Annotated in this window: 25 protein-coding genes and 1 pseudogene; 20 read left to right on the top strand and 6 right to left on the bottom strand. The window is 33.9% G+C overall.

What is annotated here, in order from left to right; all coding sequences use genetic code 11:
- The first annotated feature begins 14 nt into the window (after positions 1-14).
- From NLJ82_RS13320 to NLJ82_RS13310, 3 genes are all read left to right on the top strand, one after another.
- A complete protein-coding gene (locus NLJ82_RS13320) occupies positions 15-1,499 on the top strand; it encodes an aldehyde dehydrogenase family protein (RefSeq protein WP_000956376.1) in 1,485 nt (494 codons plus the stop codon).
- A 107-nt stretch (positions 1,500-1,606) separates the two neighbouring features.
- Positions 1,607-3,097, top strand: a complete 1,491-nt coding sequence (locus NLJ82_RS13315; protein ID WP_000437012.1) for an alanine/glycine:cation symporter family protein — start codon at positions 1,607-1,609, stop codon at positions 3,095-3,097.
- 30 nt (positions 3,098-3,127) lie between these two features.
- The gene (locus NLJ82_RS13310) at positions 3,128-3,568 is read left to right on the top strand and encodes a carboxymuconolactone decarboxylase (protein ID WP_162837244.1); all 441 of its coding nucleotides are present in this window, start codon (positions 3,128-3,130) and stop codon (positions 3,566-3,568) included.
- Positions 3,569-3,635: 67 nt separating this feature from the next.
- On the opposite strand, the gene NLJ82_RS13305 is transcribed toward NLJ82_RS13310, so the two are convergent.
- Positions 3,636-4,277 carry an HD domain-containing protein gene (locus NLJ82_RS13305; RefSeq protein WP_000875264.1) on the bottom strand — a complete coding sequence of 214 codons (642 nt, stop codon included), beginning with the start codon at positions 4,275-4,277 and terminating at the stop codon, positions 3,636-3,638.
- 105 nt (positions 4,278-4,382) lie between these two features.
- Here NLJ82_RS13305 and NLJ82_RS13300 point away from each other — a divergent pair, with 105 nt between their 5' ends.
- The 4 genes from NLJ82_RS13300 to NLJ82_RS13285 all read left to right on the top strand — a co-directional run bounded on the left by NLJ82_RS13300 (position 4,383) and on the right by NLJ82_RS13285 (position 8,619).
- On the top strand, positions 4,383-4,886 hold the full coding sequence (locus NLJ82_RS13300) for a GNAT family N-acetyltransferase (RefSeq protein ID WP_001180578.1): 504 nt from the start codon (positions 4,383-4,385) through the stop codon (positions 4,884-4,886).
- A gap of 224 nt (positions 4,887-5,110) precedes the next feature.
- Complete coding sequence (locus NLJ82_RS13295; protein WP_000850065.1) at positions 5,111-5,776, top strand: lytic polysaccharide monooxygenase; 666 nt, start codon at positions 5,111-5,113, stop codon at positions 5,774-5,776.
- Positions 5,777-5,937: 161 nt separating this feature from the next.
- Complete coding sequence (ppaC, locus tag NLJ82_RS13290) at positions 5,938-6,867, top strand: manganese-dependent inorganic pyrophosphatase (RefSeq protein WP_000416855.1); 930 nt, start codon at positions 5,938-5,940, stop codon at positions 6,865-6,867.
- 105 nt (positions 6,868-6,972) lie between these two features.
- The gene (locus NLJ82_RS13285) at positions 6,973-8,619 is read left to right on the top strand and encodes a M3 family oligoendopeptidase (RefSeq protein ID WP_000481355.1); all 1,647 of its coding nucleotides are present in this window, start codon (positions 6,973-6,975) and stop codon (positions 8,617-8,619) included.
- 18 nt (positions 8,620-8,637) lie between these two features.
- Here the strand turns inward: NLJ82_RS13285 and NLJ82_RS13280 are convergent, their stop codons facing one another.
- Entirely contained in the window at positions 8,638-8,835 is a 198-nt protein-coding gene (locus NLJ82_RS13280) for a DUF4017 family protein (protein WP_000789869.1), read from the bottom strand.
- A gap of 293 nt (positions 8,836-9,128) precedes the next feature.
- On the opposite strand from NLJ82_RS13280, the gene NLJ82_RS13275 reads away from it, so the two are divergent.
- The 3 genes from NLJ82_RS13275 (at position 9,129) to NLJ82_RS13265 (ending at position 11,787) form a co-directional block, all read left to right on the top strand.
- Positions 9,129-9,578, top strand: coding sequence for a DUF6884 domain-containing protein (locus NLJ82_RS13275; protein ID WP_001253260.1), 450 nt, complete (start codon positions 9,129-9,131; stop codon positions 9,576-9,578).
- A gap of 239 nt (positions 9,579-9,817) precedes the next feature.
- Entirely contained in the window at positions 9,818-10,552 is a 735-nt protein-coding gene (locus NLJ82_RS13270; protein WP_000135297.1) for an N-acetylmuramoyl-L-alanine amidase, read from the top strand.
- Positions 10,553-10,956: 404 nt separating this feature from the next.
- Positions 10,957-11,787: a GH25 family lysozyme gene (locus NLJ82_RS13265; protein WP_000540609.1), complete on the top strand. Its 831-nt coding sequence runs from the start codon at positions 10,957-10,959 to the stop codon at positions 11,785-11,787.
- A gap of 152 nt (positions 11,788-11,939) precedes the next feature.
- On the opposite strand, the gene NLJ82_RS13260 is transcribed toward NLJ82_RS13265, so the two are convergent.
- The 3 genes from NLJ82_RS13260 to NLJ82_RS13250 all read right to left on the bottom strand — a co-directional run bounded on the left by NLJ82_RS13260 (position 11,940) and on the right by NLJ82_RS13250 (position 13,634).
- On the bottom strand, positions 11,940-12,392 hold the full coding sequence (locus tag NLJ82_RS13260; RefSeq protein ID WP_000877602.1) for a hypothetical protein: 453 nt from the start codon (positions 12,390-12,392) through the stop codon (positions 11,940-11,942).
- Positions 12,393-12,525: 133 nt separating this feature from the next.
- Entirely contained in the window at positions 12,526-12,882 is a 357-nt protein-coding gene (locus tag NLJ82_RS13255) for a hypothetical protein (protein WP_000606237.1), read from the bottom strand.
- Positions 12,883-13,010: 128 nt separating this feature from the next.
- Positions 13,011-13,634 (bottom strand): hypothetical protein, encoded by a 624-nt coding sequence (locus NLJ82_RS13250; protein ID WP_000283732.1) that lies wholly within the window; start codon positions 13,632-13,634, stop codon positions 13,011-13,013.
- A 1,056-nt stretch (positions 13,635-14,690) separates the two neighbouring features.
- On the opposite strand from NLJ82_RS13250, the gene recQ reads away from it, so the two are divergent.
- From recQ to NLJ82_RS13235, 3 genes are all read left to right on the top strand, one after another.
- A complete protein-coding gene (gene recQ, locus NLJ82_RS13245) occupies positions 14,691-16,808 on the top strand; it encodes a DNA helicase RecQ (protein WP_000494287.1) in 2,118 nt (705 codons plus the stop codon).
- Between the two features lie 25 nt (positions 16,809-16,833).
- A complete protein-coding gene (locus NLJ82_RS13240) occupies positions 16,834-17,217 on the top strand; it encodes a gamma-glutamylcyclotransferase family protein (protein ID WP_000546574.1) in 384 nt (127 codons plus the stop codon).
- A gap of 184 nt (positions 17,218-17,401) precedes the next feature.
- Positions 17,402-18,139, top strand: a complete 738-nt coding sequence (locus NLJ82_RS13235; RefSeq protein WP_001004310.1) for a class I SAM-dependent methyltransferase — start codon at positions 17,402-17,404, stop codon at positions 18,137-18,139.
- Between the two features lie 39 nt (positions 18,140-18,178).
- On the opposite strand, the gene NLJ82_RS13230 is transcribed toward NLJ82_RS13235, so the two are convergent.
- Positions 18,179-19,033 carry a CPBP family glutamic-type intramembrane protease gene (locus tag NLJ82_RS13230; protein WP_000127499.1) on the bottom strand — a complete coding sequence of 285 codons (855 nt, stop codon included), beginning with the start codon at positions 19,031-19,033 and terminating at the stop codon, positions 18,179-18,181.
- A 365-nt stretch (positions 19,034-19,398) separates the two neighbouring features.
- Between NLJ82_RS13230 and NLJ82_RS13225 the strand changes: the two genes are divergently transcribed.
- From NLJ82_RS13225 to NLJ82_RS13200, 7 genes and pseudogenes are all read left to right on the top strand, one after another.
- Positions 19,399-21,468: a HelD family protein gene (locus tag NLJ82_RS13225; RefSeq protein WP_001059520.1), complete on the top strand. Its 2,070-nt coding sequence runs from the start codon at positions 19,399-19,401 to the stop codon at positions 21,466-21,468.
- Positions 21,469-21,539: 71 nt separating this feature from the next.
- Positions 21,540-21,860, top strand: a complete 321-nt coding sequence (locus NLJ82_RS13220) for a DUF952 domain-containing protein (protein WP_000629062.1) — start codon at positions 21,540-21,542, stop codon at positions 21,858-21,860.
- Between the two features lie 181 nt (positions 21,861-22,041).
- Positions 22,042-22,389 carry a PadR family transcriptional regulator gene (locus NLJ82_RS13215; protein WP_000339349.1) on the top strand — a complete coding sequence of 116 codons (348 nt, stop codon included), beginning with the start codon at positions 22,042-22,044 and terminating at the stop codon, positions 22,387-22,389.
- Positions 22,376-23,386, top strand: coding sequence for an HAAS signaling domain-containing protein (locus NLJ82_RS13210; RefSeq protein WP_001049123.1), 1,011 nt, complete (start codon positions 22,376-22,378; stop codon positions 23,384-23,386). Before NLJ82_RS13215 ends, NLJ82_RS13210 begins: the two co-directional genes overlap by 14 nt.
- Positions 23,387-23,420: 34 nt before the next feature.
- A complete protein-coding gene (locus tag NLJ82_RS13205; RefSeq protein ID WP_000617501.1) occupies positions 23,421-23,933 on the top strand; it encodes a GNAT family N-acetyltransferase in 513 nt (170 codons plus the stop codon).
- A gap of 224 nt (positions 23,934-24,157) precedes the next feature.
- A pseudogene (locus tag NLJ82_RS28900) lies at positions 24,158-24,313 on the top strand (serine hydrolase); the annotation flags it as partial.
- Entirely contained in the window at positions 24,310-24,687 is a 378-nt protein-coding gene (locus tag NLJ82_RS13200) for a hypothetical protein (protein WP_000828005.1), read from the top strand. The pseudogene NLJ82_RS28900 and the gene NLJ82_RS13200, both read left to right, overlap by 4 nt.
- The last annotated feature ends 13 nt before the right edge of the window (positions 24,688-24,700 follow it).

Raw genomic sequence — 24,700 nt, 5'->3', positions numbered from 1 at the left:
GGAGGAGAGCATAAATGTTAACGAAAAACATTGAACTAAAACCAAAAGTGAAAGCGTTTTTAAATGAAGAAATTAAAATGTTTATTAATGGTGAATTTGTTCCTTCAATTAGCGGGAAGACGTTTGAAACATACAATCCAGCAACAGAAGATATTTTAGCGGTCGTATGCGAAGCACAAGAAGAGGATATCGATGTCGCAGTAAAAGCGGCAAGATCTGCATTTGAATCAGGACCTTGGGCAGAAATGACTACTGCTGAAAGAGCACATCTTATTTATAAATTAGCAGACTTAATTGAAGAGCATGGAGAAGAATTGGCGCAGTTAGAAGCTTTAGATAACGGGAAACCATATCAAGTAGCACTGGATGATGATATTGCAGCGACTGTAGAAAATTATCGCTATTATGCGGGATGGGCTACGAAAATTATCGGACAAACCATTCCGATTTCAAAAGATTACTTAAATTACACACGCCATGAACCTGTTGGCGTTGTAGGTCAAATTATTCCTTGGAATTTTCCGCTCGTTATGTCTTCTTGGAAAATGGGAGCTGCACTAGCAACAGGTTGTACGATCGTATTAAAACCAGCAGAGCAAACTCCTTTATCGTTATTATATACAGCGAAACTTTTTAAAGAAGCAGGTTTTCCAGATGGTGTTGTAAACTTTGTGCCAGGTTTCGGCCCTGAAGCGGGAGCTGCAATTGTAAACCATCATGATATTGATAAAGTAGCCTTCACAGGTTCAACAGTTACAGGAAAATATATTATGCGTCAATCTGCAGAAACAATTAAACATGTAACGTTAGAACTTGGTGGTAAATCACCAAATATCATTTTAGAAGATGCTGATTTAGAAGAAGCGATTAACGGTGCATTCCAAGGTATTATGTATAATCACGGCCAAAATTGTAGTGCTGGATCTCGCGTGTTCGTTCACCGAAAACATTACGAAACAGTCGTAAATGAACTAGTAAAAATGGCGAATAACGTGAAACTTGGAGCAGGTATGGAGAAGGAAACGGAAATGGGTCCTCTCGTATCTAAAAAGCAACAAGAGCGTGTACTACATTACATTGAACAAGGAAAAGCTGAAGGCGCGACTGTTGCTGCTGGTGGTGAACGTGCATTTAAAAAAGGTTATTTTGTACAGCCAACCGTATTCATAGATGTTACTGACGATATGACGATAGTTAAGGAAGAAATCTTCGGTCCAGTTGTCGTTGTACTTCCATTTGATTCAACGGAAGAAGTAATCGAAAGAGCAAATCGCTCTTCTTACGGACTCGCTGCAGGCGTATGGACACAAAATATTAAAACAGGACATCAAGTTGCCAATAAATTAAAGGCAGGAACGGTATGGATTAATGATTATAACTTAGAAAATGCAGCGGCACCATTTGGTGGATTTAAACAATCTGGAATCGGTCGTGAGTTAGGTTCATATGCGCTTGATAATTACACAGAAGTGAAAAGTGTTTGGGTAAATATAAAGTAATAGAGAGATGAAATAATGAGATAGACGGACAACTGGAAGTTTTCATAATAGTTGTCCGTTTTCTTATATATAAAATAGTTTTCTAAAGAATGATAAGGGGGATTTGGATGGAGCAATTAGTAGAGTGGTTAGTAGGGCAAGTGTGGAGTATTGGTTTAGTTGTTTTCGCGTTAGGAGCAGGTGTGTATTTTACAATTGCAACTCGTTTTCTTCAAATTCGTTATTTTAAAGAGATGATTAAACTATTATTTGAAGGGAAGAGCTCAGAAACGGGAATATCATCCTTTCAAGCATTTTGTTTAGCTTTATCAGGTAGGGTTGGAATAGGTAATATTGCAGGGGTCGCGACAGCTATCGCTTTTGGCGGGCCGGGAGCTGTATTTTGGATGTGGGTAATGGCTCTATTAGGAGCAGCTAGTGCATTTGTTGAATCAACATTATCTCAAGTATATAAAAGTAAAGTTGGAAATGAATATCGCGGTGGTACACCGTATTTCATTGAAAAAGGCTTAAACATGAAATGGTTTGCAATCATTGTAGCAGTCGTTGTAACACTTTCATATGGTGTTTTATTACCAGGTATTCAATCTAGTAGTATCGCAGTTGGATTCGAAAACTCTAATGGGATTAGCAAGTATATAACTGGTATATTGTTAGTTGTATTATTAGCAGCAATCATTTTTGGTGGCGTAAAGAGAATTGCCGGCGTTTCTCAAATGCTCGTTCCATTTATGGCAATTGGATATGTAATTGTTACATGTATCGTATTAATTGCGAATGTAACGGAAATTCCAAGTATGTTTGCTTTAATTTTCTCAAGTGCTTTCGGTGTAAATGAAATGTTTGGCGGAATCGTTGGTGCAGCAATTGCATGGGGCGTGAAGCGGGCTGTATTTTCAAATGTTGCTGGCGTTGGAGAAGCGACGTATAGTTCCGCTGCGGCTGAAGTATCTCACCCAGCAAAACAAGGGTTAGTTCAAGCGTTTTCCGTATACATTGATACAATTGTCGTATGTACAGCGACAGCTCTTATGATTTTAATAACAGGTATGTACAATGTTATACCTGAAGGGAAAAGCGCTATTGTAAAGAATATGGGGAATGTAGATGCTGGTCCAATCTATACACAACAAGCTGTTGAAACTGTTATGACTGGGTTTGGTCCATTATTCATTTCAATCGCAATTTTCTTCTTCGCATTTACAACTTTACTCGCTTACTACTATATCGCTGAAACGACACTTACTTATTTAGATCGTGAGGTTAAATATAGCTGGTTAAAATCAGTATTAAAAATTGGGTTTTTAATTATGGTTTATATCGGTAGCGTAGAATCAGCGTCGCTTTTATGGAATCTTGGAGATTTAGGAATTGGTAGTATGGCATGGTTAAACTTAATCGCGATTCTATTATTAAGTAAAATCGCATTAAAAGTGTTAAAAGATTATGAAGCGCAGAAAAAAGTAGGGAAAGATCCAGTATTTGATCCTAAAAATGTAGGGATTGAAGGTTTAACATTTTGGGAAGAGAGAAGTAAAGAGGTTCAAAGAAAAAACTCTAAAGAACAAGCGGTAGTGGATGATAGTCTGAAACTGTAGTTTAAATAAACTGAATATTCGTTCTATTAAATGAGGTATATTGCCTTCTTTTCATCACATACTACAGTAGGTACAGATAATTTGAATGGGGGTAATAATAAGATGGAACACGAACAACATCATAGTTCAGTAAATGACGTTCTACATCATTATAAAGAAGGAATCGGTAGTTTTACAAACCAAATTCCTGAAATTGCTGAGACATATAATGCATTCACGCAAGCTTGTTTTCAAGAGGGTTCTTTAACAAAAAGGGAAAAACAACTTATCGCATTAGGAATTAGTCTAGCAACGCAAGATGAATATTGTACCGTTTATCATACAAAGGGTTGTCTTGATCAAGGGTGTTCAGATAAAGAGATTCTGGAAGCGTGTGGTGTATCAGCCGCATTTGCTGGCGGAGCTGCCATGAGTCAAGCAGTAACTTTAGTGCAAGAGTGTTTAACAGAACTGAAAAATCATAAGCATTGAATAGAAAAAAACGTTTTAAACTTTATGTTTAAAACGTTTTTTATGTGAAATTAAATTTGTATTCACTTTAATATTTTATATCTTCATAAATCGAATTCTCTACATCAGGAAGAACTGTGTATATGCTTTTACCGATTAAAGCTTCTAATTCTTTCTTAATTGCATAAAACCCTTTCCAATGTAATGATGTATGAGACGTTGTACCGTGACGTAAACCAACGGAAATCAATCTTCTTTCCAGCGTAGTAAAACCATCCGCGTCAGCAAGAGCATCACAAAGAGTAATTACTTTATTGTATAAATCGTATTTACAATGTTCATTCAATATTTCAACTAACTGGATTCTCATATGATCAGGAACGAGACTCCACTCCGCTGCGATATCTATATGTTCATTTTTGCATGGGAAGGAGTGTGTAACACAAATAACAGCGTTTCCTGTATACCCTAAATCATTCATATACATATAACCATCATAGGAATGAATGACCGATTTGGTAAAACATTTGTATCTTCCGATATCATGCAAAAGGGCAGCATTATATGCTATATCAGCATCTAGGTTATACCCATTTTTAATAAGTTCTATAATTATGTTTTCAGTTGCCTGAGCAACATTTATTGAATGTTCAAACCAAGGACCGGGGTTTTGTTCATATGCCCATTCGAGTAATTCTTTTGCATATGTTCTATCTACTATATATTTCATATCGTTATCCTTTCCCTAAAAAATCATGTTTTAAAGAATTTCATCTTAGTATATCATTATTCCTGCTTTAAAAATTGGTACAATGAAACAAAAGGGGGATTAGTAATGCAAAATTTAGTAATTGAAGAGATTAAGAAAATAAATGATGATATGGAAGAGCTTTCTGAACTTTTGAAAACGGTTGTAAATGATGGGGCGTCAATTGGTTTTTTACCTTCACTGGATCAAAAAGAATCAGCGAAATATTGGGAAACTGTTTTAGCACCAGAAGTGATCTTATATGTTGCTAAAATAAATAATGAAGTGGCAGGGAGTATTCAATTACATTTAGTTACAAAGCCTAATGGGATTCATAGAGCTGAAATTTGTAAGTTAATGACTCATCCAAACTTTAGACGTAATGGCATTGGACGTTCACTTATGCACAAAGCAGAGGAACGAGCGAAGCAAGAAAACAGGACTCTTTTAGTGCTAGATACTAGAGAAGGAGATCCTTCGAATAAATTATATAAATCATTAGATTATCAAGAAGCTGGAAAAATACCAGAATACGCAATTTCTCCAAATGGTAATTTAGATGCAACAGTTATTTATTATAAATTTTTATAAGTGATGATTAAAATGCTGTCATGCTTAAAATAATAAAGTTTGATTTTTAACACCGTCTATATTTCTCTAGCGGTGTTATTTGAATTTAATTAATGTGCTAATTGAATTTGAGAAAGTTTTTAGAGGGTTCTTTTCGTAATGTTCCTCGACTTATAATGGATGTAGAGAAGATGACTAGGCAACTATAGTTATTTTCGCTTTATTATGGGAAAGGGGATGACGAGATGAAAACGAAAGGTTTACAGAAGGTGAAGAAAGTTATATTAAGTGGTGGGATATTACTTACAGGATTGTTAACTTTCGGTTTTTCAGAAAAAGCTTCAGCTCATGGATACGTAGAATCACCAGCGAGCCGTTCTTATTTATGTAAGCAAGGGGTAAATGTAAATTGCGGTCCAATTCAATATGAGCCGCAAAGTGTAGAAGGAATAGGTGGATTCCCGCAATTAGGACCTTCGGATGGTCAAATCGCAGGAGCTGGCCATTTCCCTGCTTTAGATGTACAGACTGTAGATAGGTGGAAGAAAGTTACGTTAAACGGTGGGACGAATACATTTAAGTGGAAACTAACGGCTCCTCATAGTACGAAAGAGTGGAAATATTATATTACGAAGAAAGATTGGAATCCAAATAAGCCTTTAACGAGGTCTGATTTAGATTTAGTGCCTTTCTATGTAAAAAATGATGGAGGAGCTAGACCTGGAACTTCCGTAACACATGAAGCAAATGTGCCAACTGATAGAAATGGATATCACCTTATTTTAGCTGTGTGGGAAATCGCAGATACTGGAAATGCATTTTATCAAGTTATAGATGTTAACCTTGTAAATAACGGTTTACCATCAAATAACGTGCTAAATCATGTAGCGCAAGTTCCTACTTTATTTTAAATAAAGTATACATTTCGATCATCTAATTCATTTTAGATGATCTTTTTTACGAAAAACGATGAAAAATATAGAAGAAAGTGCAATTATTTATAAAAAATTATGCTTTAAATATTGTCATATTTGCTTCTTTAAGATATCCTTTTCATGAAGAGGTGGAAAACATGGAAAAAGTACTAGTTTTCGGGCATAAAAACCCAGATACAGATGCAATTTGTTCTGCAATTGCTTATGCAGAATTGAAAAAAGAATTAGGAATGAATGCTGAGCCTGTACGTTTAGGCGAAATCAGCGGTGAAACTCAATTTGCGTTAGACTATTTTAAAGTAGAAGGACCGCGTTTTGTTGAAACAGTTGCAAGCGAAGTGGACAACGTTATTTTAGTTGACCATAACGAGCGTCAACAAAGTGCTAACGATATCGAATCAGTTCGTGTGTTAGAAGTTATTGACCATCACCGTATTGCTAACTTTGAAACAAGCGATCCTATTTACTACCGTTGTGAGCCAGTTGGTTGTACAGCTACAATTTTAAACAAAATGTACAAAGAAAACGGCATTACAATTCGTAAAGAAGTTGCAGGTTTAATGTTATCTGCAATCATTTCAGATTCTTTACTATTCAAATCTCCAACTTGCACAGAGCAAGACGTAGCAGCAGCTCGTGAATTAGCGGAAATCGCTGGTGTAGATGCTGATAAATACGGCTTAGAAATGTTAAAAGCTGGTGCTGACTTAAGCGGAAAAACAATGGAGCAATTAATCTCTCTTGACGCTAAAGAATTCCAAATGGGTAATGCGAAAGTTGAAATCGCACAAGTAAACGCTGTTGATACAAATGACGTTCTTGTACACCAAGCTGAACTTGAAAAAGTTATCTCTGCAGTAGTAGAAGAAAAAGGTTTAGACCTATTCTTATTCGTTGTAACTGATATCTTAACTAACGATTCTGTCGGTCTTGCGATCGGTAAAGCAGCAAACGTTGTTGAGAAAGCATACAACGTATCCCTAGAAAACAATACTGCTACATTAAAAGGTGTAGTATCTCGTAAAAAACAAATCGTACCAGTATTAACAGAAGCATTCCAAGCGTAATATTATTGAGTATGATTTAACAAAAAGACAAGTAGTCAGATTGGCTACTTGTCTTTTTCTTTCTCTAAAAAACAGAAAATTAGATTTTTAAAAGGAGAGTTGTGTATGTTTAATGATTTGGAGAGTAAATTACAGTCACTTTTAGAGCGAAATATTACTTCTGTTTTAGAATTAGAAAATTGGCTTTTCGATGAATTGCGTGTAAACGCTGAAATAGAAGAGAAGATAACAAGTAGTTTAATCGCCACGTATAGAGATACAAATGACAGAAATAAACGTAATTTACATATGTATAATCAAAATACAATTCAACCACTTTTAAAAAGATACAATGCAAAGTTTGACCAAAAATTTATAGAGTGTCCGTTTTCTAACTTATTAGACGAGCGAAAATATGCATTTATGAAAAAAGCAAGATTTGTAAAGAGTAAAATGTTTAATGAAAAAAACATTGCTCTTTCTATTAAAGAGCAAGAGTGCATTACGAAGTATAGAGAAATAATGTCTAACATAACAATTAATTGGGAAGGCGAGCAAAAGACGTATGCACACGTTAAAGCAAAGCTAGATAACCCAAATAGAGCTATTCGCGAAAAAGCTTGGTACGCTTTATGTGAAGCAAGGAGTGCAGTGAAACCAGAAGTGGATCGTATTATGAATGAACTTATACAATTGCGGAATGAGATCGCTTTAAATGCAGGATTTCATAATTATAGTGAATATGCCTTTAAACAAAAAAACAGAGATTACAGTATTGATGATTGCTATAAGCTCCATGAATCTATAGAAAAGTATGTTGTACCAATTTGGAAACAGTTAGGAAGTATTTCTAAAAAGAATCTCGGTGTAAAAACGTATCGCCCTTGGGATCTTTCTCCATGTAATTTACCAAAAGTCCCATTCCAAAATGTGATTGATTTATTAAATGGTGTGGAAGAAATATTTCGAAAGACAGATTTATATTTTTATGAGAAATTTATTCATATAAGGAAAGCTGGATGCATTGACGTAGAAGAACGTGAAAATAAAGCACCAGGAGCTATTTGTTTTACCTTGCCTCATAGTAAAGAGGTTTTTGTGTATTCTAATTTTAGTCCTTCATTTTATGCAATTAATGCACTTATACATGAAGTGGGGCATGCATTTCATTTTTATAAACAATTTAAAAACGATAGTAGTATGCAGGAAAGATATCTGCGCGAAGAGGTGGCTGAACTTTATTCCCTCAGTCTTGAGTTATTAGTAATGGATAAGCTGAATGTTTTTTATAAGCAAGAGGATGAATATAAAGAAGTGCAACGCGTACAAATATATCGTGCTTTGTCTTTATTAATGTCGTCAATTGCAGGAGATGTATTCCAGCACTGGATCTATGCGAATCCAAACCATACACCAGAAGAACGTGATAAGAAATACGCCGAACTATGCAAAAGATATCAATATTCAACAGTCGACCTTGCAGGATTAGAGGATGAAATCGGTGCAAGTTGGATAGAGTCCTTTCACTATGTTCAGTTTCCTTTTTACAAAATTGAATATGCAATTGCACAAATAGGAGCAATGCAATTGTTTCAAATTTACTGGGAAGACCCAGAAAAAGCGATTGCTTTCTTTAAAGAAGGTGCGAGTGCAGATTGGAATTTATCTATACAAGAAATATATGAAAAAACAGGTGTCACGTTTGATTTTTCGGAAGAAAGGATAGAAAGTACTGCAAGTGTTATTTTGGATGTGATCAATGAATTAAAATAAGGATAGCATTCGCTATCCTTATAACTGTTTATTCGTAGATTTTTTCTTGTTTATATAAAATGTAATAATAGCTGTAATGAGAAAAATAGGTATAGCATACGCTTGCCCAACAAACAACTTCCAGCCCGCATGATTATAACTTTGAGATGCTGGAGCAATCATAGCGATTACGCAAACAATAATATAGAGTACTAGTGCAGGGAGTATATTTTTCATTTGTTCACCTCCTTCTAAAGATATCCTATTTGGTTATTTATATACTTTAATTATTATTAAGGGCTTTGAAAAGTAAATATACTATTGTTTATAGTATTATAATATTTACAAGGGGTACTATGTTTAAATAGGGTAATGGGGGTTCAAATCTTAAAAAAGTGAATTATTAGTAAAAAAGATGGCTATATGGTAAAAGATGTAATTTTTATATTTAATATCATTATATAGCATGTTGAGGGCAAAATGTATAAAATAATTAACTTTACTTATGCAGGAGAAGAGGTAAGAAATATATGAGAAGGTTATGCATAATTCCATGCGGAAAGAAGAAAATTTGGGATAAGTATCCAGGTTATGGACCAATGGAAGCAAAAGATGTATATATTAGCCCGTTCGGAAAAGCATGTCAATCGTATGCAACTATGTTTTTCGAGAATTGGGTTATATTATCAGCGAAGCATGGATTTTTAAGGCCAAATGATATTGTACTAGAAAACTATGATCTTGCGTTTGATTCAAAGAGCGATAAGGTAATAAGTATAGAGCAATTACAAAAACAGATGGTAGATAAAAGTTTACTACAGTTTGACGAAATCGTCTTACTTGCAGGGAAAAAGCATAAAAAAGTAGTAACAAAGCTATATCCAGAAGAAATGATTACATATCCGTTAGAAGGATGTAAAGGAATTGGATATATGTTGCAGAGGTTGAAAGAGGCAGTGAAGGAAGAGGAGGAAATATAAGTATAGTTTCGGTCACTATGAGCTTAAACTGTTTTTAGGGAATTAAAACGTAAAATAGAGTTTTTAAGCATCGCCAAAAAGGTGATGCTTTTTGTTCGTGTCACCACTTTTTATAACGAAAACGAATTGCCTTCACTTTTAGAAAATGTAGGATGTATGGGTACAGTTAAGATTGTAAGTGGGAATAGCAATAAGACAAGTTTTGAATATGATATTAAGAAAGGAGATGTTGATAAATAATGGCCAGATATAGTTTGCACGGAGGACACAATAGTATTGTTCAAGGTGCTAATTTCGGGAATCGGAAAGAACATGTTCTAGATAGGCAAGTTAAAGATGCTGTGGCGACTAAGTTAAGGTCCCTAGGACACACGGTTTATGACGATACGGACGAGGTAGGGACAACTCAATCACAAAATTTAAATAATATCATTCGGAATAGCAATTCCCATGCTGTGGATTTAGTTATTTCTTTTCATCTTAATGCAAGTGATGGAAATGGACAGGGTGTTGAGGTTTTGTATTATGATCAGAAAGATTTGGCGGCTAAAATCTCAGCTCAACTAGCAAAAGATATTGGATGGCGTGATCGAGGTGCGAAACAACGTACAGATTTAGCAGTATTAAATGGAACGAAAGCACCGGCTATTCTTATTGAATTAGGATTTATTGATAATGAATCCGACATGGCAAAATGGAATGTTGATAAAATCGCTAATTCTATTGTATTTGCTCTTACAGGACAAACTGGAGGAGGTGCAACGGACTTGCTCAAAGTAAAAACTGGCGGTGTAGCATTTAGTAATTTACAAGATTTGGCTCAAGCTATGGTAGATGCGGGTATTGATGGACAAATTGTCGTTCAGAAAGATGGCATTGGTTATGCTATAACGAATGGCTATCCGTCCGGAAATATCGATAAATTTACAGCTTGGTTAGATGCACGTAAATGGTACTATGAGTACGTGAGATAAAACGAAAAATTGTCTTATTTTTAGTTAACAAGTATATTAAGTAACTAATAATTATGTAACTATAAAAATATGAACAATGTATATGTAAATTAGTACACAAAACCACCTGTCAGAAAGGTGGTTTTGTGTATCACGCTTTAATGGGAGTAAAATTCATACCTCAAAATTCGGATGAAGTTAAGAAATTAGCTGGGAATTGCACTGCTTGTGGCCTCCTACTGATTATAGTTTAGAGCTTTGTAAGTCTTTACTTATTAAACCTGTAATAATATTTTATTTTCTCAATACATAAGCCGAATTTTAAAATATTACGCAATAATACACTACCTTTCATACTATTTATTAGTTGATAATAGCAAAAAAACAAGCTTTGAATATAATAATGAAAAAGGAGATGTGAAATAATGGGTTATATTGTAGATATTTCGAAATGGAATGGCGACATTAACTGGGATATCGCAGCACCACAATTAGATTTTGTAATTGCACGTGTGCAAGATGGTTCAAATTATGTAGATCCTTTATATAAAAATTATGTGCAAGCAATGAAAGCAAGAAATATTCCGTTTGGTAATTATGCGTTCTGTCGTTTCGTTTCAGTAGAGGATGCACGGATAGAGGCGAGAGACTTTTGGAACCGTGGTGATAAAAATGCAACAGTTTGGGTAGCTGACGTAGAAGTAAAAACAATGAACGATATGAGAGCGGGTGCACAAGCTTTTATTGATGAATTACGCAGATTAGGAGCTAAGAAGGTTGGTTTATATATTGCTCATCATATGTATGATCCATTTGGAATGGCAAATGTCAATTGTGATTTTGTATGGATTCCTCGTTATGGTGGTAACAAACCAGCCTACCCATGTGATATTTGGCAATACACAGAAACAGGGAATGTAGCTGGCATAGGAAAATGTGATTTAAATAAGTTAATGGGAAATAAGCCGTTAGTTTGGTTTACTAATCAAACTATTGAACAATCGACAAAACAAGAAGGAGTTGGAATTATAGTGAATAAATTTAGTAAAGTTGTTACGTATGAATTTGGTACAGCGTTAGTAGTAGAAATGTTAGGAATGATGGATGCTCTGGGGTATGAATCTCGTATTATCTCATATGGAGATAAACAAGGATTAGTTAGATTTGAAACAGCATATCGCCAAGGGAATGAATTAGATCGAGCGACAGCGTGGTTAGATGCTAAAGGACTTAAATATTTTTATACAAAAGAGTAGTTTGCTAAATAAAAAGCCGTCATGTGACGGTTTTTTATTTTTATGTAATCTTTTAACTCTATGTAAAACAAAAGCGAAATGCCATTGTAGGCATGAAGAGGAAAGGTATTAATAATAAAAAGGAGTACGATACGTACTCTTTTTTTGGGTGATTATATTCCATCTTGAACAGATTGCTTTACAACTAACCATGTGTCTTTCTTTTTAATCGTTATAGCTACATTAGTTCCATTAGATTCCTTATAAAAGATATATCCATTGTTTGAGTTTACATATGTGACTGGTTCGCCTATGCAATCTCGCGAGCAGGATTTGTTGACTAGTTCAATTAGGGAGAGTTCGCTTGGATCTGTTTTACTTGCTTCTATAACAGCATCAAGGCTTGTTTTTCGATAGCCTTGTAAGTTGATATGAAAAAGCTGCTCTATTTCTCCTGTAATGCTAGTATTCATTACTTCTACTGAACTCTTTTTTTCTTGAAGAAATCCGTTTTCATAAAGTAATTTTGTATATCCAATCCATGCTATTAATACTAGCATGAAAAATATACCCGTCATTTTAAGCGTTCGTAGTCGTTTACTTACAATAGTTTCTGAGTATTTCATTCAGTCTAATCCTCCAATGTTTTTAATTTAAAATATGCTTGGATACATACTTTTAGAAGAGGATGAAATTTGATGAGTTTTCAATAAAAAAGAAAACATCCAGAGTTAGATGCTTTCTTTTTTGTATTTTTTGCTATCTGTTCGTTACTTGTTTCATAAGTGGTCTAATTTCTTTAACCGGTGGTTTTTTATCGTATACATCAACGTAAGAAAAATAATAATTTAAGTTTCTGAGAATTCCTTTTCCTATTTTAGCACTTAAGAAAGGAAAGACTTGTCCAGTATAATCATCAAGAGATTTACAGTAGTATTTTTCATCTAAATATATACTGTATTTACATGTTAGTTCTACTAGTGAGTTTCCTTCATCATCAATTACTTCTTTAGAATCAATAATGTCTATTAATGCGAATTTTTCATTTAGATAAACTTTCTTCTTTTTCTCATGTTTATTTGTAAGTATAAATACGAGACCAATGGCGTTAATCAAACTATTTCCTCCTATAAAAAACGGATATTAATAAAATATATCGATATACGTTAAATGTAAAGAGGACAGGTGAAATATCATTGCTAGAAAGTTCGATAAGCCGATTTGGTTTTCAAATCGGCTTATTGTTATTGAAATACTTGCGGGAATTGCTGTACGATTGCCTTTGTTATCATGTCGGCCATTTCTAAAGCTTCTTTTTCAATTTTATCGTACAGTTTTACGCCTGCTTCATAATCTTTATTTAGGAATGCCAGTGCTTCTGCCTTAGTTAGTGCTAAATGTTCATAAAACATGTTTCTAAATGCTTCTTTATCAATATAGGGGTTAATGCTAGTAAGAAACGCAACAATTTCATCTCCGTTAGCGTACCATTTTTTCTCGATAGCAGTAGCTGAATTTTGATCACCAGCTTTTGCTGCTTTAACAAGATCCGCTGCAATTACTAAGTGGTCTTTAATTAGTGTACTATATTTTTTCACTGCATCCTCACCATAGAATGGTTCAAGTGACAGTCCCATATGTGTTGCATTTTGAAGAAGCCGCCCAACTGTAATGTTTACGTCAGGTAAATTAAAAACAATACTTATAATAGCTAATCTCGTCCAAGCAACGTGTTGTTCCCATAAGGAACGCATATAACCTTTTAAAAAATTCTCGTTTTTACTAATTCGGTAATTACGTACAGATGTATCAAACTGTACATAAGGGTTATGATAGGGGGAGTAATACGATTGCCAATAAGGATACATAAACGGTAACACTCCTTTGAACATGTATAACTCAAAGTATGATGGGATTTTATATTTAGTTACGTGTCCTCGCTTATTTTTAAAAAAAGAGTGTTTTAATTGTGATATACAGATAAAACGAATATAAAGTAAAAGATGCTCTGCAAGGGAAGTTGCAGAGCATCAAAAGGGTATTGCCGAGATGTCGGACTCGACTACGTAATATTATCATAAAATTCGCTTAAAAAAACCTGGTAAATGTGTCCAAATGAAAGTGAGTCTTTAATAAAGTGAAAGGGACCTGCTTCCCGCGGCAGATCCCTTTCACTAGATAATGTCGATGAGCAAAAACTCATCTGGAGTACCTTTATAGTAACAAGTGAAATTCGTTTTGTGTATTGAGAAAAAAGAATTAGATAATTAAATGTTAAGCATTTATATTTTACCTTTTGTGATTATCACCATTTGTAGTGAGTGGATTAAGATTATAAAATGGCGATAAGATTTATAATTACATCTAGTAGTGTTATGAAATATATAATAATAATAAAAGACCCACTTATATAAGCAGGTCAACTTAAGGGGGTTATCAAACAGAATATTTCATATGTTAACAACTGTATTGTATTAAGTCTATAAGGTTCATATTGAGAAAATGATTATGAACGATTTATTTCGCACGTGTATTAACGTTTAAAAAGTTGAGAAAGAAAATGAAAAAGCTTTCTATAAGAAAATAATGGTTGGTACTTATAGTATGATTCATATTTCCATGCTTCATTATTTGAGAATTGGGGTTGGTTCGATACGCTTTTCTGTTTGATGAAACTAATATTATGGTGCTTCATATAGTAACCTCCTGAATTCATATGTATAAGATTAGTAGTATTCAAGGAGAATTAATAAAATGTGTATTTATTTTGAAATTCGTTATAATTGCTAATCATTCTCAAAAACGTAAAGAAGCATAAATAATGAAAAAGCAGGCTGATAGTCATGTATTCATCACTTTCATGATGCATAAGAGATGATATAATAGGAGTAGATGAAAGATAAAGAAAAGCAGGTGACTCTTTTTTGTTTACAAAAGCACAAGAACTTTTAGCGTCTTATTTCGGTTATTCGTCATTCCGAAGAGGACAAGATGAAACAATTAAAAATGTATTAGATGGGAAAGATACTGTCTGTATTATGCCTACAGGTGGTGGTAAGTCAATTTGTTATCAAATTCCCGCATTAGTATTTGAAGGAACAACGTTAGTTATATCGCCTTTAATATCACTTATGAAAGACCAAGTAGATACATTAGTACAAAATGGTATTTCAGCTACATATATTAATAGTTCTATTTCGATTACAGAAGCGAATCAACGAATTCAATTAGCGAAACAGGGCCATTATAAGTTACTTTATGTAGCGCCAGAGCGACTTGATTCAATGGAGTTTGTTGACCAACTGATCGATATGAAAATCCCGATGATTGCCATTGATGAGGCGCACTGTATTTCGCAGTGGGGACATGATTTCCGTCCGAGTTATTTACATATACACCGTATATTAGATTATCTTCCAGAAAAGCCGCTTGTATTAGCATTAACTGCTACGGCAACACCACAAGTTCGTGATGATATTTGCAACACGCTTGGAATTAATCAAGAAAACACGATTATGACAACGTTTGAGCGCGAGAACTTATCATTTTCTGTTATTAAAGGACAAGATCGTAATGCATATTTAGCGGATTATATTCGTCAAAATCAAAAGGAATCTGGGATTATATATGCAGCTACTAGAAAAGTAGTTGATCAGTTGTATGAGGATTTAATGAAAGCGGGAGTTTCTGTATCAAAATATCATGCCGGTATGAGTGATAACGATCGAAATGAGCAACAAGAACTCTTTTTACGTGATGAAGTAAGTGTAATGGTAGCCACATCTGCGTTTGGGATGGGTATTGATAAATCGAATATTCGTTACGTTATCCATTATCAACTTCCAAAAAATATGGAAAGTTATTACCAAGAAGCAGGACGTGCTGGCCGTGACGGATTAGATAGTGCATGTATATTGCTTTATTCTTCTCAAGATGTACAAGTACAACGCTTTTTAATTGATCAATCGACAGGAGAGTCTCGTTTTTCAAATGAACTTGAAAAACTGCAAAATATGACTGACTACTGTCATACAGAACAATGTTTACAATCATTTATTTTGCAATACTTTGGAGAAGAACCGAAAGAAGATTGTGGCCGCTGCGGTAATTGTACAGACGACCGAGAAAGTATCGATGTGACGAGAGAATCGCAAATGGTTTTATCTTGTATGATTAGGACGAACCAACGATTTGGTAAACAAATGATTGCACAAGTGCTAACTGGATCTAAAAATAAGAAAGTCATTGAATTTAATTTTCATACTTTGCCAACTTACGGACTTTTATCAAATCGTAGTGTAAAAGAAGTGAGTGAATTTATTGAGTTTTTAATTTCAGACGAGCTAATTGCAGTTGAACATGGTACTTACCCGACACTAAAAGTAACGGAAAAAGGGAAAGAGGTGTTACTTGGTAAAGAGAATGTTTTACGTAAAGAACGAGTAGAGACAAGACAAATCGTTCAAGATCATCCTTTATTTGAAGTACTTCGCGAAGTACGTAAAGAAATTGCGCAAGGAGAAGGGGTACCTCCATTCGTTATTTTCTCTGACCAAACGTTGAAAGATATGTGCGCAAAAATGCCGCAAAGCGATTCTGAACTTTTAACTGTGAAAGGGATTGGTGAACACAAGCTTGTGAAGTATGGTTCGCACTTCTTACAAGCAGTTCAGCACTTTATTGAGGAAAACCCAAACTATGCTGAAACTATTAAAACAGAAGTGGTGACAGAACGGAAGAAATCAGGGAAAGCTTCAGCAAATTCTCATTTGGAAACGTATGAAATGTATAAACAAGGTATTAATCTAGATGAAATTGCGAAAGAACGTGGATTATCAAGACAAACGATTGAAAATCATTTAATTCGTTGTTTTGAAGATGGAATGGAAGTAGACTGGAACAGTTTTGTTCCTGCAGAATACGAACAACTGATTGAAACTGCTGTGCAAAATGCTGATGGTGGTCTGAAATCGATTAAGGAACAACTTCCGAATGAAGTGAGTTACTTTATGATTCGTGCTTATTTACAAATTAGAAAGTAGTGACATGTAAAGGAGATAGGGATTTATGCATCACGTTTTTGTGTATGGCACGCTAAGAAAAGAGCAAACGAATGCTCATTATATGCAAAGTGCAATATGCATTGCAGACAAAGCATGGACGTATGGCAAATTATTTGATACAAACGAAGGCTATCCAGCCATGACTTATTCGAGTGAAGAAAAGGTTTATGGTGAAGTTTATGAAGTAAATGATGACATATTGAGTAAGTTAGATGAACTAGAAGAATATACAGGTAATGCGGAGACTGATTTATATGATAGAATCACGCAAACAGTATATGTTGCTGATAGGGAAATAGAGGCATATGTGTATCTCGCTCAAGATAAAAATATGCTAAAGAAAGTTATCATTTCTGGTGATTGGTTGAAGTATCAACAAGGGAAATAATAGCAGCCATAGAGCAGATAGTGGAATTGTCCATTATCTGCTCTTTTATTTTTGGCACTTTAAAAATTCTTATTATTTAGATAAAATGTAAATATAGGGAAATCAAAAGGAGGATTTTTCATGGGTATCAGAAATTTAGTTTCTCACCTGTAGTAGAAAAATAACGTACAGGAGGAGAATAATAATGAACGAATTAAATGTAAAAGAATTTTATAAAAAACAATTTGAATTACTAAGCTATAATATAAAAAATGAAAATTGGTTGCAGGAAGTTGCGAAAGAAGTCCAAGAACAAATTGGATATCCATTTCAAACGATGTTAGAACTAGGAGCTGGAAATGGTGGTTTTGCAAGAGCGATGTCTAATTTGGATGTAAAAATGACTACTGTTGAGCTTGTACCAGAGTTAGTTATGTTTGCTAAAGAACATTCTACTAGTGATATTGAGATTCATTGCGCTGATTTTTATAAAATTAACTTTGAAGAAAAGTTTGATGTTGTTAGTTATTTAGATGGATTTGGTGTAGGGACAGATGAAGAACAATTGGTTTTATTAAAACGAATCCATAATTGGTTGAAAGATGATGGGTGTGCACTTATTGATATTTATCAACCATTATATTGGGAAAAAGCAAATGGACAAGAAATGCCGATTTATTCTGCAATGCGAAAATATGAATATGATAGTGAAAATGCTAGGATGCTGGACCACTGGTGGGAAACAGATTCTTCAAATGATATCGTGACACAATCTTTACGTTGCTATACGATAGATGAGATTAGTAATTTATGTGCAGAGGCTGGTTTCAGTATAGTTGGGATTTTCCCAGGAGGAGCGTATGACTTTGAAGAGAGGAAATATAAAGAGCAAGCGTCTTTAAATGAATGTTTATCATATCGAATAAAAATAAAAAAAGAGTAGGGATTAATTCCTTACTCTTTTGTGCTTTTATAGTGTGAATCATTGACTGTTTTTCGTATTTAATTGTCGTTCTTTTTTAATTCTTATAGATCTTAGTACAATCCCAATTCCAAGAAATATAATAGTAGCAACGACTCCGCTAATAGGGTTTAACCAAAAATCACTGCTGTTAGTAAGTGTAATGATCCCTGTTATTGTAACTAAAACAGTAGGAACGGCATCTTCAATTGCATGCATGATAACGCATGGCCATACTGACTTTGTAAGTCTATATATTTCAACATACATAATAGACCAAGAAACCATAAGTAGACAGCCGGATAAAAGCATATTTAACCTTGAAATAGATTCGAAATATTCATTTGGTAAAAAAACTAAATAATAAGCGGCATGCCAAAGAGACCAAACTAAACCAGAAATAATATAAATAAACCAATCGTTTAACTTTAGTTCAATGAGCTTAGGAGTTAAATAACCGCGCCATGAAAACTCTTCAAAAATATTTTTAATAAAGTTACCAATAGTAGACATGAATATGAGTGACAATAACGAATATATTTCAAAACTAGTTATGTTTGCTACTCCAAAAATAAGTGCTAAACTTATCGTTATTACTGTAACGAACGGGTAAATTAGTATCGCAACGAAGTACCATTTAAAGTTTGCCTTCAAATTTAGTTTTATACCAAAATCATTCCAATCTCGGCTAATAACTCTAAGGAAAATACATGAGAGGAAAGGTAATATTAGCCACAGTCCCATGCCTAAAGAGTTTCCTTCAGGCTGATCTGTTAGAAAAGAATCTAGAATTACGCCAATCCAGCCACTTGCCAATACAATGAACACAAAAATAAGTAAATGTAACTTAAGGGTTTTTCTTTTGGTAGCAGTCATTTTCAATAGACTCCTTTACTCTTATTTTTGACTTTTGTGACCTTGGGTATTTTATCAATGAAATAATAGATAACTAGAAAAGAAGCTGGAGAGTATGTAAGGGAAACTTAGTTAGATAGTATAAAGTCCTTTTAATCAATAGAAAATAGCGGCTTTTGTATAAATCACTTTATTATATGTGTAGTTGTATGATTTAGATGTTATCTATTCTTATCATGTAAAAATCTCATTGGAATTTCAATATTAGAAAGGTGAAAAGTAAGTTTTTTCAGAAAAAACAAACTAAGTCCTTGACTTTATAATTGGATTTTTAATACAATTATATTTCGACTGAAAAATTAGAACGGACAGGAGGGAATCATCAAATGAACAACATTTTTGAAGAAGAGTTACAAAAAATGAAAGATACATTACGTACGATGGATGATCAATTAGAACAGCTTGAAAAAATTCCAGTTTATTACGGCGATGATTTTAAAGAGCAAATTCTTGAAAGTATGAGGGAGTCTAATAGACAAAACTTACGTATTGGGGTACAAGAACCGTACTTTGGTAGATTAGATTTTCAAGAGGATGGCAAGGAAGAAGTTATGCCGATTTACATCGGTAAAGTTGGTGTTTCACATAAAGATACGATGAAGCCAATTGTAATTGATTGGCGGGCACCTGTCGCAAGTATGTTTTATTCATTTACCGGCGGTGAAGAATTAGCGTTTTATCAATCACCGGATGGATTAGTAGAAGGTGATGTTTATTTAAAGCGAAATATCTCTATTCGAAAAAGAGAATTAGAACGTGTTGTTGATACATATGTAAAAGGAAATGAAGATGTCTCGCATGCCGATGATTTTCTTCTATATCGATTAGGTGAGAATAAAGATAATAAACTAAAGGATATTGTTTCGACGATTCAATCGGAGCAAAATGATATTATTCGTGCGGAAAGAAACTTGCCATTATTAATTCAAGGGGTTGCAGGGAGCGGAAAGACAACGATCGCTTTACATCGCCTTGCTTTTTTAATTTATGAATATCGTGAGCAGCTAGAAGCTGAAAGAATGATTGTATTCGCTCCGAATAGTCTGTTTTTAGACTATATTTCGAGTGTGCTTCCTGAATTAGGTGTCGGGAATATTAGTCAAACAACATTTCCGGACTGGGCATTACGTACGTTAGATGATTCGGTGAAACTAAAGCAGACAGATGAAAAATTGAAAGAAGCCTTTTCTATTAATCGTGATGAAAGAAAGGTTATGCTTGGTAAATTGAAAGGTACGCTAAAATTTAAGTCCTTTATTGAAGAGCAAATGGTTCAATTCGAAAAAGAACTAGTACCAACAAGTAATTTTGAGGCATGGGATAACGCTGTTATTCCATTGGAAGAGATAAAAAAATGGATGCAAGTTGAGTATAAACATTATCCATTAAAGAAAAGAAGAGAACGTTTAGTTGGCCGTATGAAACGCTGGATTGAAATTGAACTGAAAAAGTATGGAGAAACAAACGAGAAGAAATTATTAAAAAAAGAAGCGACAAAGAGATTGAACAGTTATATGAAGTTTTGGCCGAAAATGAGCTCACTTTCAATATATAGTTCAATATTGAAAAGTAAAGAAATACTCGAAGTATTACCTGAAGAACTTGTGAAAGAAACCGAAAAGAGTTGTCGTAAAAAAGAAGTGTATGTAGAAGATTTACCCGCTTTAATATACATACATCATCGCATCACAGGTATTGAAATTGGACAAAAGTTTCATCACGTCGTTATTGATGAAGCGCAAGATTTCTCACCATTCCAAGTTTATGTATTAAAAGAAATTACATTAGGTAATTCTTTCACTATATTAGGTGATTTATCTCAAGCGATTTATGATTACCAAGGGATTGAAGATTGGAGTGCTTTTAAGGAAGTATTCCAAGAAACAGGCTATTATGAACTGACGAGAAGCTATCGTTCTACAAAAGAAATTATTGAATTTGCGAACGAAATAATTAAAAATGCCGAGATTCCAGTAGGGCTTGCGACACCAGTTTTTCGTAGTGGTGAAGAGGTCAAAGTAATTCAAGCAGAAGATCAATTTAATGAGATTATGAAGACGTTAAAACATTTACAAAATGATGATGTGAAAACAATTGCGGTAATAGGAAGAACAGACGATGAATGTCGCGATATATATGAGAAATTAACAAAGGCAGGAGTAGCTGTAAACGTCATTGAAGCAGATCAAAGTAAATATGAAGGTGGTATTTCAGTTGTACCTGTATACTTGGCAAAAGGGCTAGAATTTGACGCTGTTCTACTAATTGATGTTGATGAAGAACATTACAAAAATACAAAACACGATGCAAAGTTACTATATGTCGGATGTACGAGATCACTTCATGATTTATGGATTTTCCATAGTGGGGAAGCATCTCCGTTAATTAAGAAATAAAAATTCAAGAGGCTTTTCTAATAATGAATAGAAGAGCCTCTTGTTTTTATAAAGAAATAGGAGAAATGATAATGATTACAAAAGTCATAACAAAGAGAAATTGGGAAATCGCAAAGATAAATGGAGAGATTAATGAAGTTTCACTAAAAGAAGAGGGGTTTATACACTGTTCATCTTTAGAACAAGCTTTAAACGTTGCTCAAAAACATTTCGTTTATGAAGAAGATGTTTTATTACTAACAATTGATCCAACTCTGTTAACAGCAGAAACAAAATATGAACCTGCTTCTAACGGTCAAGAATATCCGCACGTATATGGAGTAATTAATGTTGATGCGATTGTAGATGTTGTTACATTACCTAAAGAAAACGGAGAGTTTATCTTACTATAGGTACAAAGATAAGAATGTTATAAACTTATAATTTAGCTAGAAAAGCACAAATCATATAGTTTGTGCTTTTTATTATCCATTTTTTAGTAAATAATTATTGTTTTTGTCACCATAATACTGTACGATACATAGTATAAAACATATACTGTATGACATATAGTAATGAAAATGAGGTGAATATATGGATGCTTTATTAAATTCATTAATTACTGAGCTAAGAAGAGGTACATTAACATTAGCAGTTTTAAGCCAATTAAGAACGCCGCAGTATGGATATTCACTTGTCCAATTATTAGAGAAATCAGGAATCGTAATCGATCAAAGTACTTTATATCCACTACTTCGCCGGTTAGAAAAGCAAGAGCTAGTGACGAGTAGTTGGGATAAAACAGAGAGTAGACCTCGTAAATATTATGTTTTAACTGAATACGGATTAGAGATATTCCAGCAGTTGAGAAAGGAATGGATAAAGGATTCGAAAGAACTTTATAACTTATTAAAGGAGGAGGACAAGAATGAATTTGATTAATATTTATGTCGAGGAAGTAGCGAAGAGATTACCTGAAAAAAATCGTGAAGATATTATTCTTGAGCTACGGTCAACAATTGAGGATATGTTGCCTGATGATTATAATGAAGATGATGAAAAAAGGGTTCTTGAAAAATTGGGGAGTCCGGTTTCATTAGCTAATGGATATTTGGATAGACCGATGCATTTAATTGGACCACGTTATTTTGATGTATATACGACATTATTAAAAATGATCATTCCAATTGCAGTTGTTATTGCACTCATTGCAATGGTTGCAGAAAATTTTTTAAGTTATACTGGTGATCAAGCAGTATTAAATGTTATTTTACAAGTAATAGGTAAAGGCATTGGAGAAATTTTTGAAGTAGCCCTCCATGTATTTTTCTGGTTAACACTCGTATTTGCTATTTTAGAAAGAACGGATAAAAACAAAGATACCGAGCCGTTGACGACAAGTTTAAAAAAGTGGACGCCAGATGATTTGAAAAACATTTCGTATATTCCGAAGAAAAAAGCAATCTCCAAGTTTGAAGTTTTTGGAGGGTTAATGTGGACGGCAATATGGGCTACACTTTATTTTTATGCGAATCATCTCGTTGGTGTATACAGTGGTACGGGAAGTGGATTGAAGTTTGTCGCGCCAACGTTTAATCAAGATGTGTTACTTCAGTATTGGCCAATCGTTGTGATGATAATTGTTTTTGAAATAGCGATATCTCTTTATAAGTTAGTACAGGGACAATGGACGAAAAGATTGGCAATCGGGAATACTATTCTCCAAATAGCTGGAACGATAGTATTCATTATAATTGTAGTAAATCCGCACATATTTACCGATGGATTTATTACGTTTGTGGCAAATGTGTTCACTATTTCTCCGGAAGAACTTAAAAAGTGGCTAATTGGTGGGGGTATTCTCATTTACGTTTTATCTGCTGCATTAAACATTTATGATGGCTTTCGAAAAGCTAGTGTTCGTGTAACAAATAGGTAGTTAAAAAGAGAACGTATATGAAAGGAAGAAAAGGATGATAAGGGAAGCAACGGAAAAAGATGTAATATACATTTTAGATATTTATAATGATGCGATACTGAATACAACTGCTGTATATACGTATAAACCCGTAACCCTTGAAAATAGAATAGATTGGTATGAACAAAAAAAGGCTGATGGTTATCCGATTTTTGTATACGAACTAGATAATAAAGTAGTAGGATTTGCGACATTCGGTCCGTTTAGAGCTTGGCCTGCCTACAAATATTCAATTGAGCATTCTGTGTATGTTGATAAGGAATATAGAAAATGTGGGATTGGAACTTCTTTGATGAGAGCATTGATCACAATTGCAAAAGAAAGAGAATATATGACTTTAATTGCTGGAATTGACGCAGAAAATGAGAAAAGTATTGCCTTACATGAAAACTATGGATTTGTTCATGCAGGGACAATAAAAAAAGCTGGTTATAAGTTTAATAAGTGGCTAGATTTAGCTTTTTATCAATTGGAGCTTTGTGGTCCTAAAAATCCTTTAGAAGAATAGAAATTTAGTATCTTAGGTAGCATGGAGTTATTCATGCTACCTTTTTCTTATTGTAATCATAAGAATGCTTTTCTAAAAAAGGGATTTTATATTATATATTGAATTATTAAAAAATAATATAACGTTTGGAAAAGAGGCTGGGAAATGGAAACTGTCATTCAAAAAATGAAAGAGATACATTCTGATCATGTTGGGATAGCTATTTATTCTACAAAAAATAATCGTTAGGAATATTTAACGAATTCCCGTTTCTTTATGTTATTGGGGGAAAAGATTTACCGAATCGACGTGAAAATAAAGAGGTAGATGAAGCTTTTGTAGTAGCTTTGAAGTACATATACAAAGAATATAGTGAAAGTACGCTAGGAGTGAGTAATTGAAAAGAAACTTAAAGACATCAACAATCATTATATTAATAGTAATAATTATTGCCTTGGAAGTTGGAATCACAATTTACGATCATACTCTGTCATTAGATACGATTTACTTTGCAGCAATCCTTATTTGTATTGTATTGCTTTTTGGCACACGTGTTTCTGAAGAGAAAGAAAGTACATCGAAAGAGAGACGAAGAAAAACAGCTCTTATATTTTGGCCATCTATTTTATTGTCTATCGCTTGCTTTGCGGTTATTAGTTATATAAGAACAGGTTATGTCTCTGTACCAGGCATAATTGGTTTTTCATGCTTTGTTACTTATGGTGGTTTCGTATTTATTAGTATTTTAAAAAGGAAAAGTAAAAATGAGAGGTAGCTTACTAAGCTGA

Source organism: Bacillus paranthracis, assembly GCF_024296885.1.
GTDB lineage: Bacteria > Bacillota > Bacilli > Bacillales > Bacillaceae_G > Bacillus_A > Bacillus_A paranthracis.
The sequence above is the reverse complement of the archived record's forward strand: the minus strand, read 5'-3'. Positions and strand labels throughout refer to the sequence as shown.

Coding starts and splice junctions, on each gene's coding strand:
- NLJ82_RS13320 (WP_000956376.1), top strand. CDS start 15: ATGTTAACGAAAAACATTGAACTAAAACCAAAAGTGAAAGCGTTTTTA.
- NLJ82_RS13315 (WP_000437012.1), top strand. CDS start 1,607: ATGGAGCAATTAGTAGAGTGGTTAGTAGGGCAAGTGTGGAGTATTGGT.
- NLJ82_RS13310 (WP_162837244.1), top strand. CDS start 3,128: ATGAGGTATATTGCCTTCTTTTCATCACATACTACAGTAGGTACAGAT.
- NLJ82_RS13305 (WP_000875264.1), bottom strand. CDS start 4,277: ATGAAATATATAGTAGATAGAACATATGCAAAAGAATTACTCGAATGG.
- NLJ82_RS13300 (WP_001180578.1), top strand. CDS start 4,383: ATGCAAAATTTAGTAATTGAAGAGATTAAGAAAATAAATGATGATATG.
- NLJ82_RS13295 (WP_000850065.1), top strand. CDS start 5,111: ATGAAAACGAAAGGTTTACAGAAGGTGAAGAAAGTTATATTAAGTGGT.
- ppaC (WP_000416855.1), top strand. CDS start 5,938: ATGGAAAAAGTACTAGTTTTCGGGCATAAAAACCCAGATACAGATGCA.
- NLJ82_RS13285 (WP_000481355.1), top strand. CDS start 6,973: ATGTTTAATGATTTGGAGAGTAAATTACAGTCACTTTTAGAGCGAAAT.
- NLJ82_RS13280 (WP_000789869.1), bottom strand. CDS start 8,835: ATGAAAAATATACTCCCTGCACTAGTACTCTATATTATTGTTTGCGTA.
- NLJ82_RS13275 (WP_001253260.1), top strand. CDS start 9,129: ATGAGAAGGTTATGCATAATTCCATGCGGAAAGAAGAAAATTTGGGAT.
- NLJ82_RS13270 (WP_000135297.1), top strand. CDS start 9,818: ATGGCCAGATATAGTTTGCACGGAGGACACAATAGTATTGTTCAAGGT.
- NLJ82_RS13265 (WP_000540609.1), top strand. CDS start 10,957: ATGGGTTATATTGTAGATATTTCGAAATGGAATGGCGACATTAACTGG.
- NLJ82_RS13260 (WP_000877602.1), bottom strand. CDS start 12,392: ATGAAATACTCAGAAACTATTGTAAGTAAACGACTACGAACGCTTAAA.
- NLJ82_RS13250 (WP_000283732.1), bottom strand. CDS start 13,634: ATGTATCCTTATTGGCAATCGTATTACTCCCCCTATCATAACCCTTAT.
- NLJ82_RS13240 (WP_000546574.1), top strand. CDS start 16,834: ATGCATCACGTTTTTGTGTATGGCACGCTAAGAAAAGAGCAAACGAAT.
- NLJ82_RS13235 (WP_001004310.1), top strand. CDS start 17,402: ATGAACGAATTAAATGTAAAAGAATTTTATAAAAAACAATTTGAATTA.
- NLJ82_RS13230 (WP_000127499.1), bottom strand. CDS start 19,033: ATGACTGCTACCAAAAGAAAAACCCTTAAGTTACATTTACTTATTTTT.
- NLJ82_RS13225 (WP_001059520.1), top strand. CDS start 19,399: ATGAACAACATTTTTGAAGAAGAGTTACAAAAAATGAAAGATACATTA.
- NLJ82_RS13220 (WP_000629062.1), top strand. CDS start 21,540: ATGATTACAAAAGTCATAACAAAGAGAAATTGGGAAATCGCAAAGATA.
- NLJ82_RS13215 (WP_000339349.1), top strand. CDS start 22,042: ATGGATGCTTTATTAAATTCATTAATTACTGAGCTAAGAAGAGGTACA.
- NLJ82_RS13210 (WP_001049123.1), top strand. CDS start 22,376: ATGAATTTGATTAATATTTATGTCGAGGAAGTAGCGAAGAGATTACCT.
- NLJ82_RS13205 (WP_000617501.1), top strand. CDS start 23,421: ATGATAAGGGAAGCAACGGAAAAAGATGTAATATACATTTTAGATATT.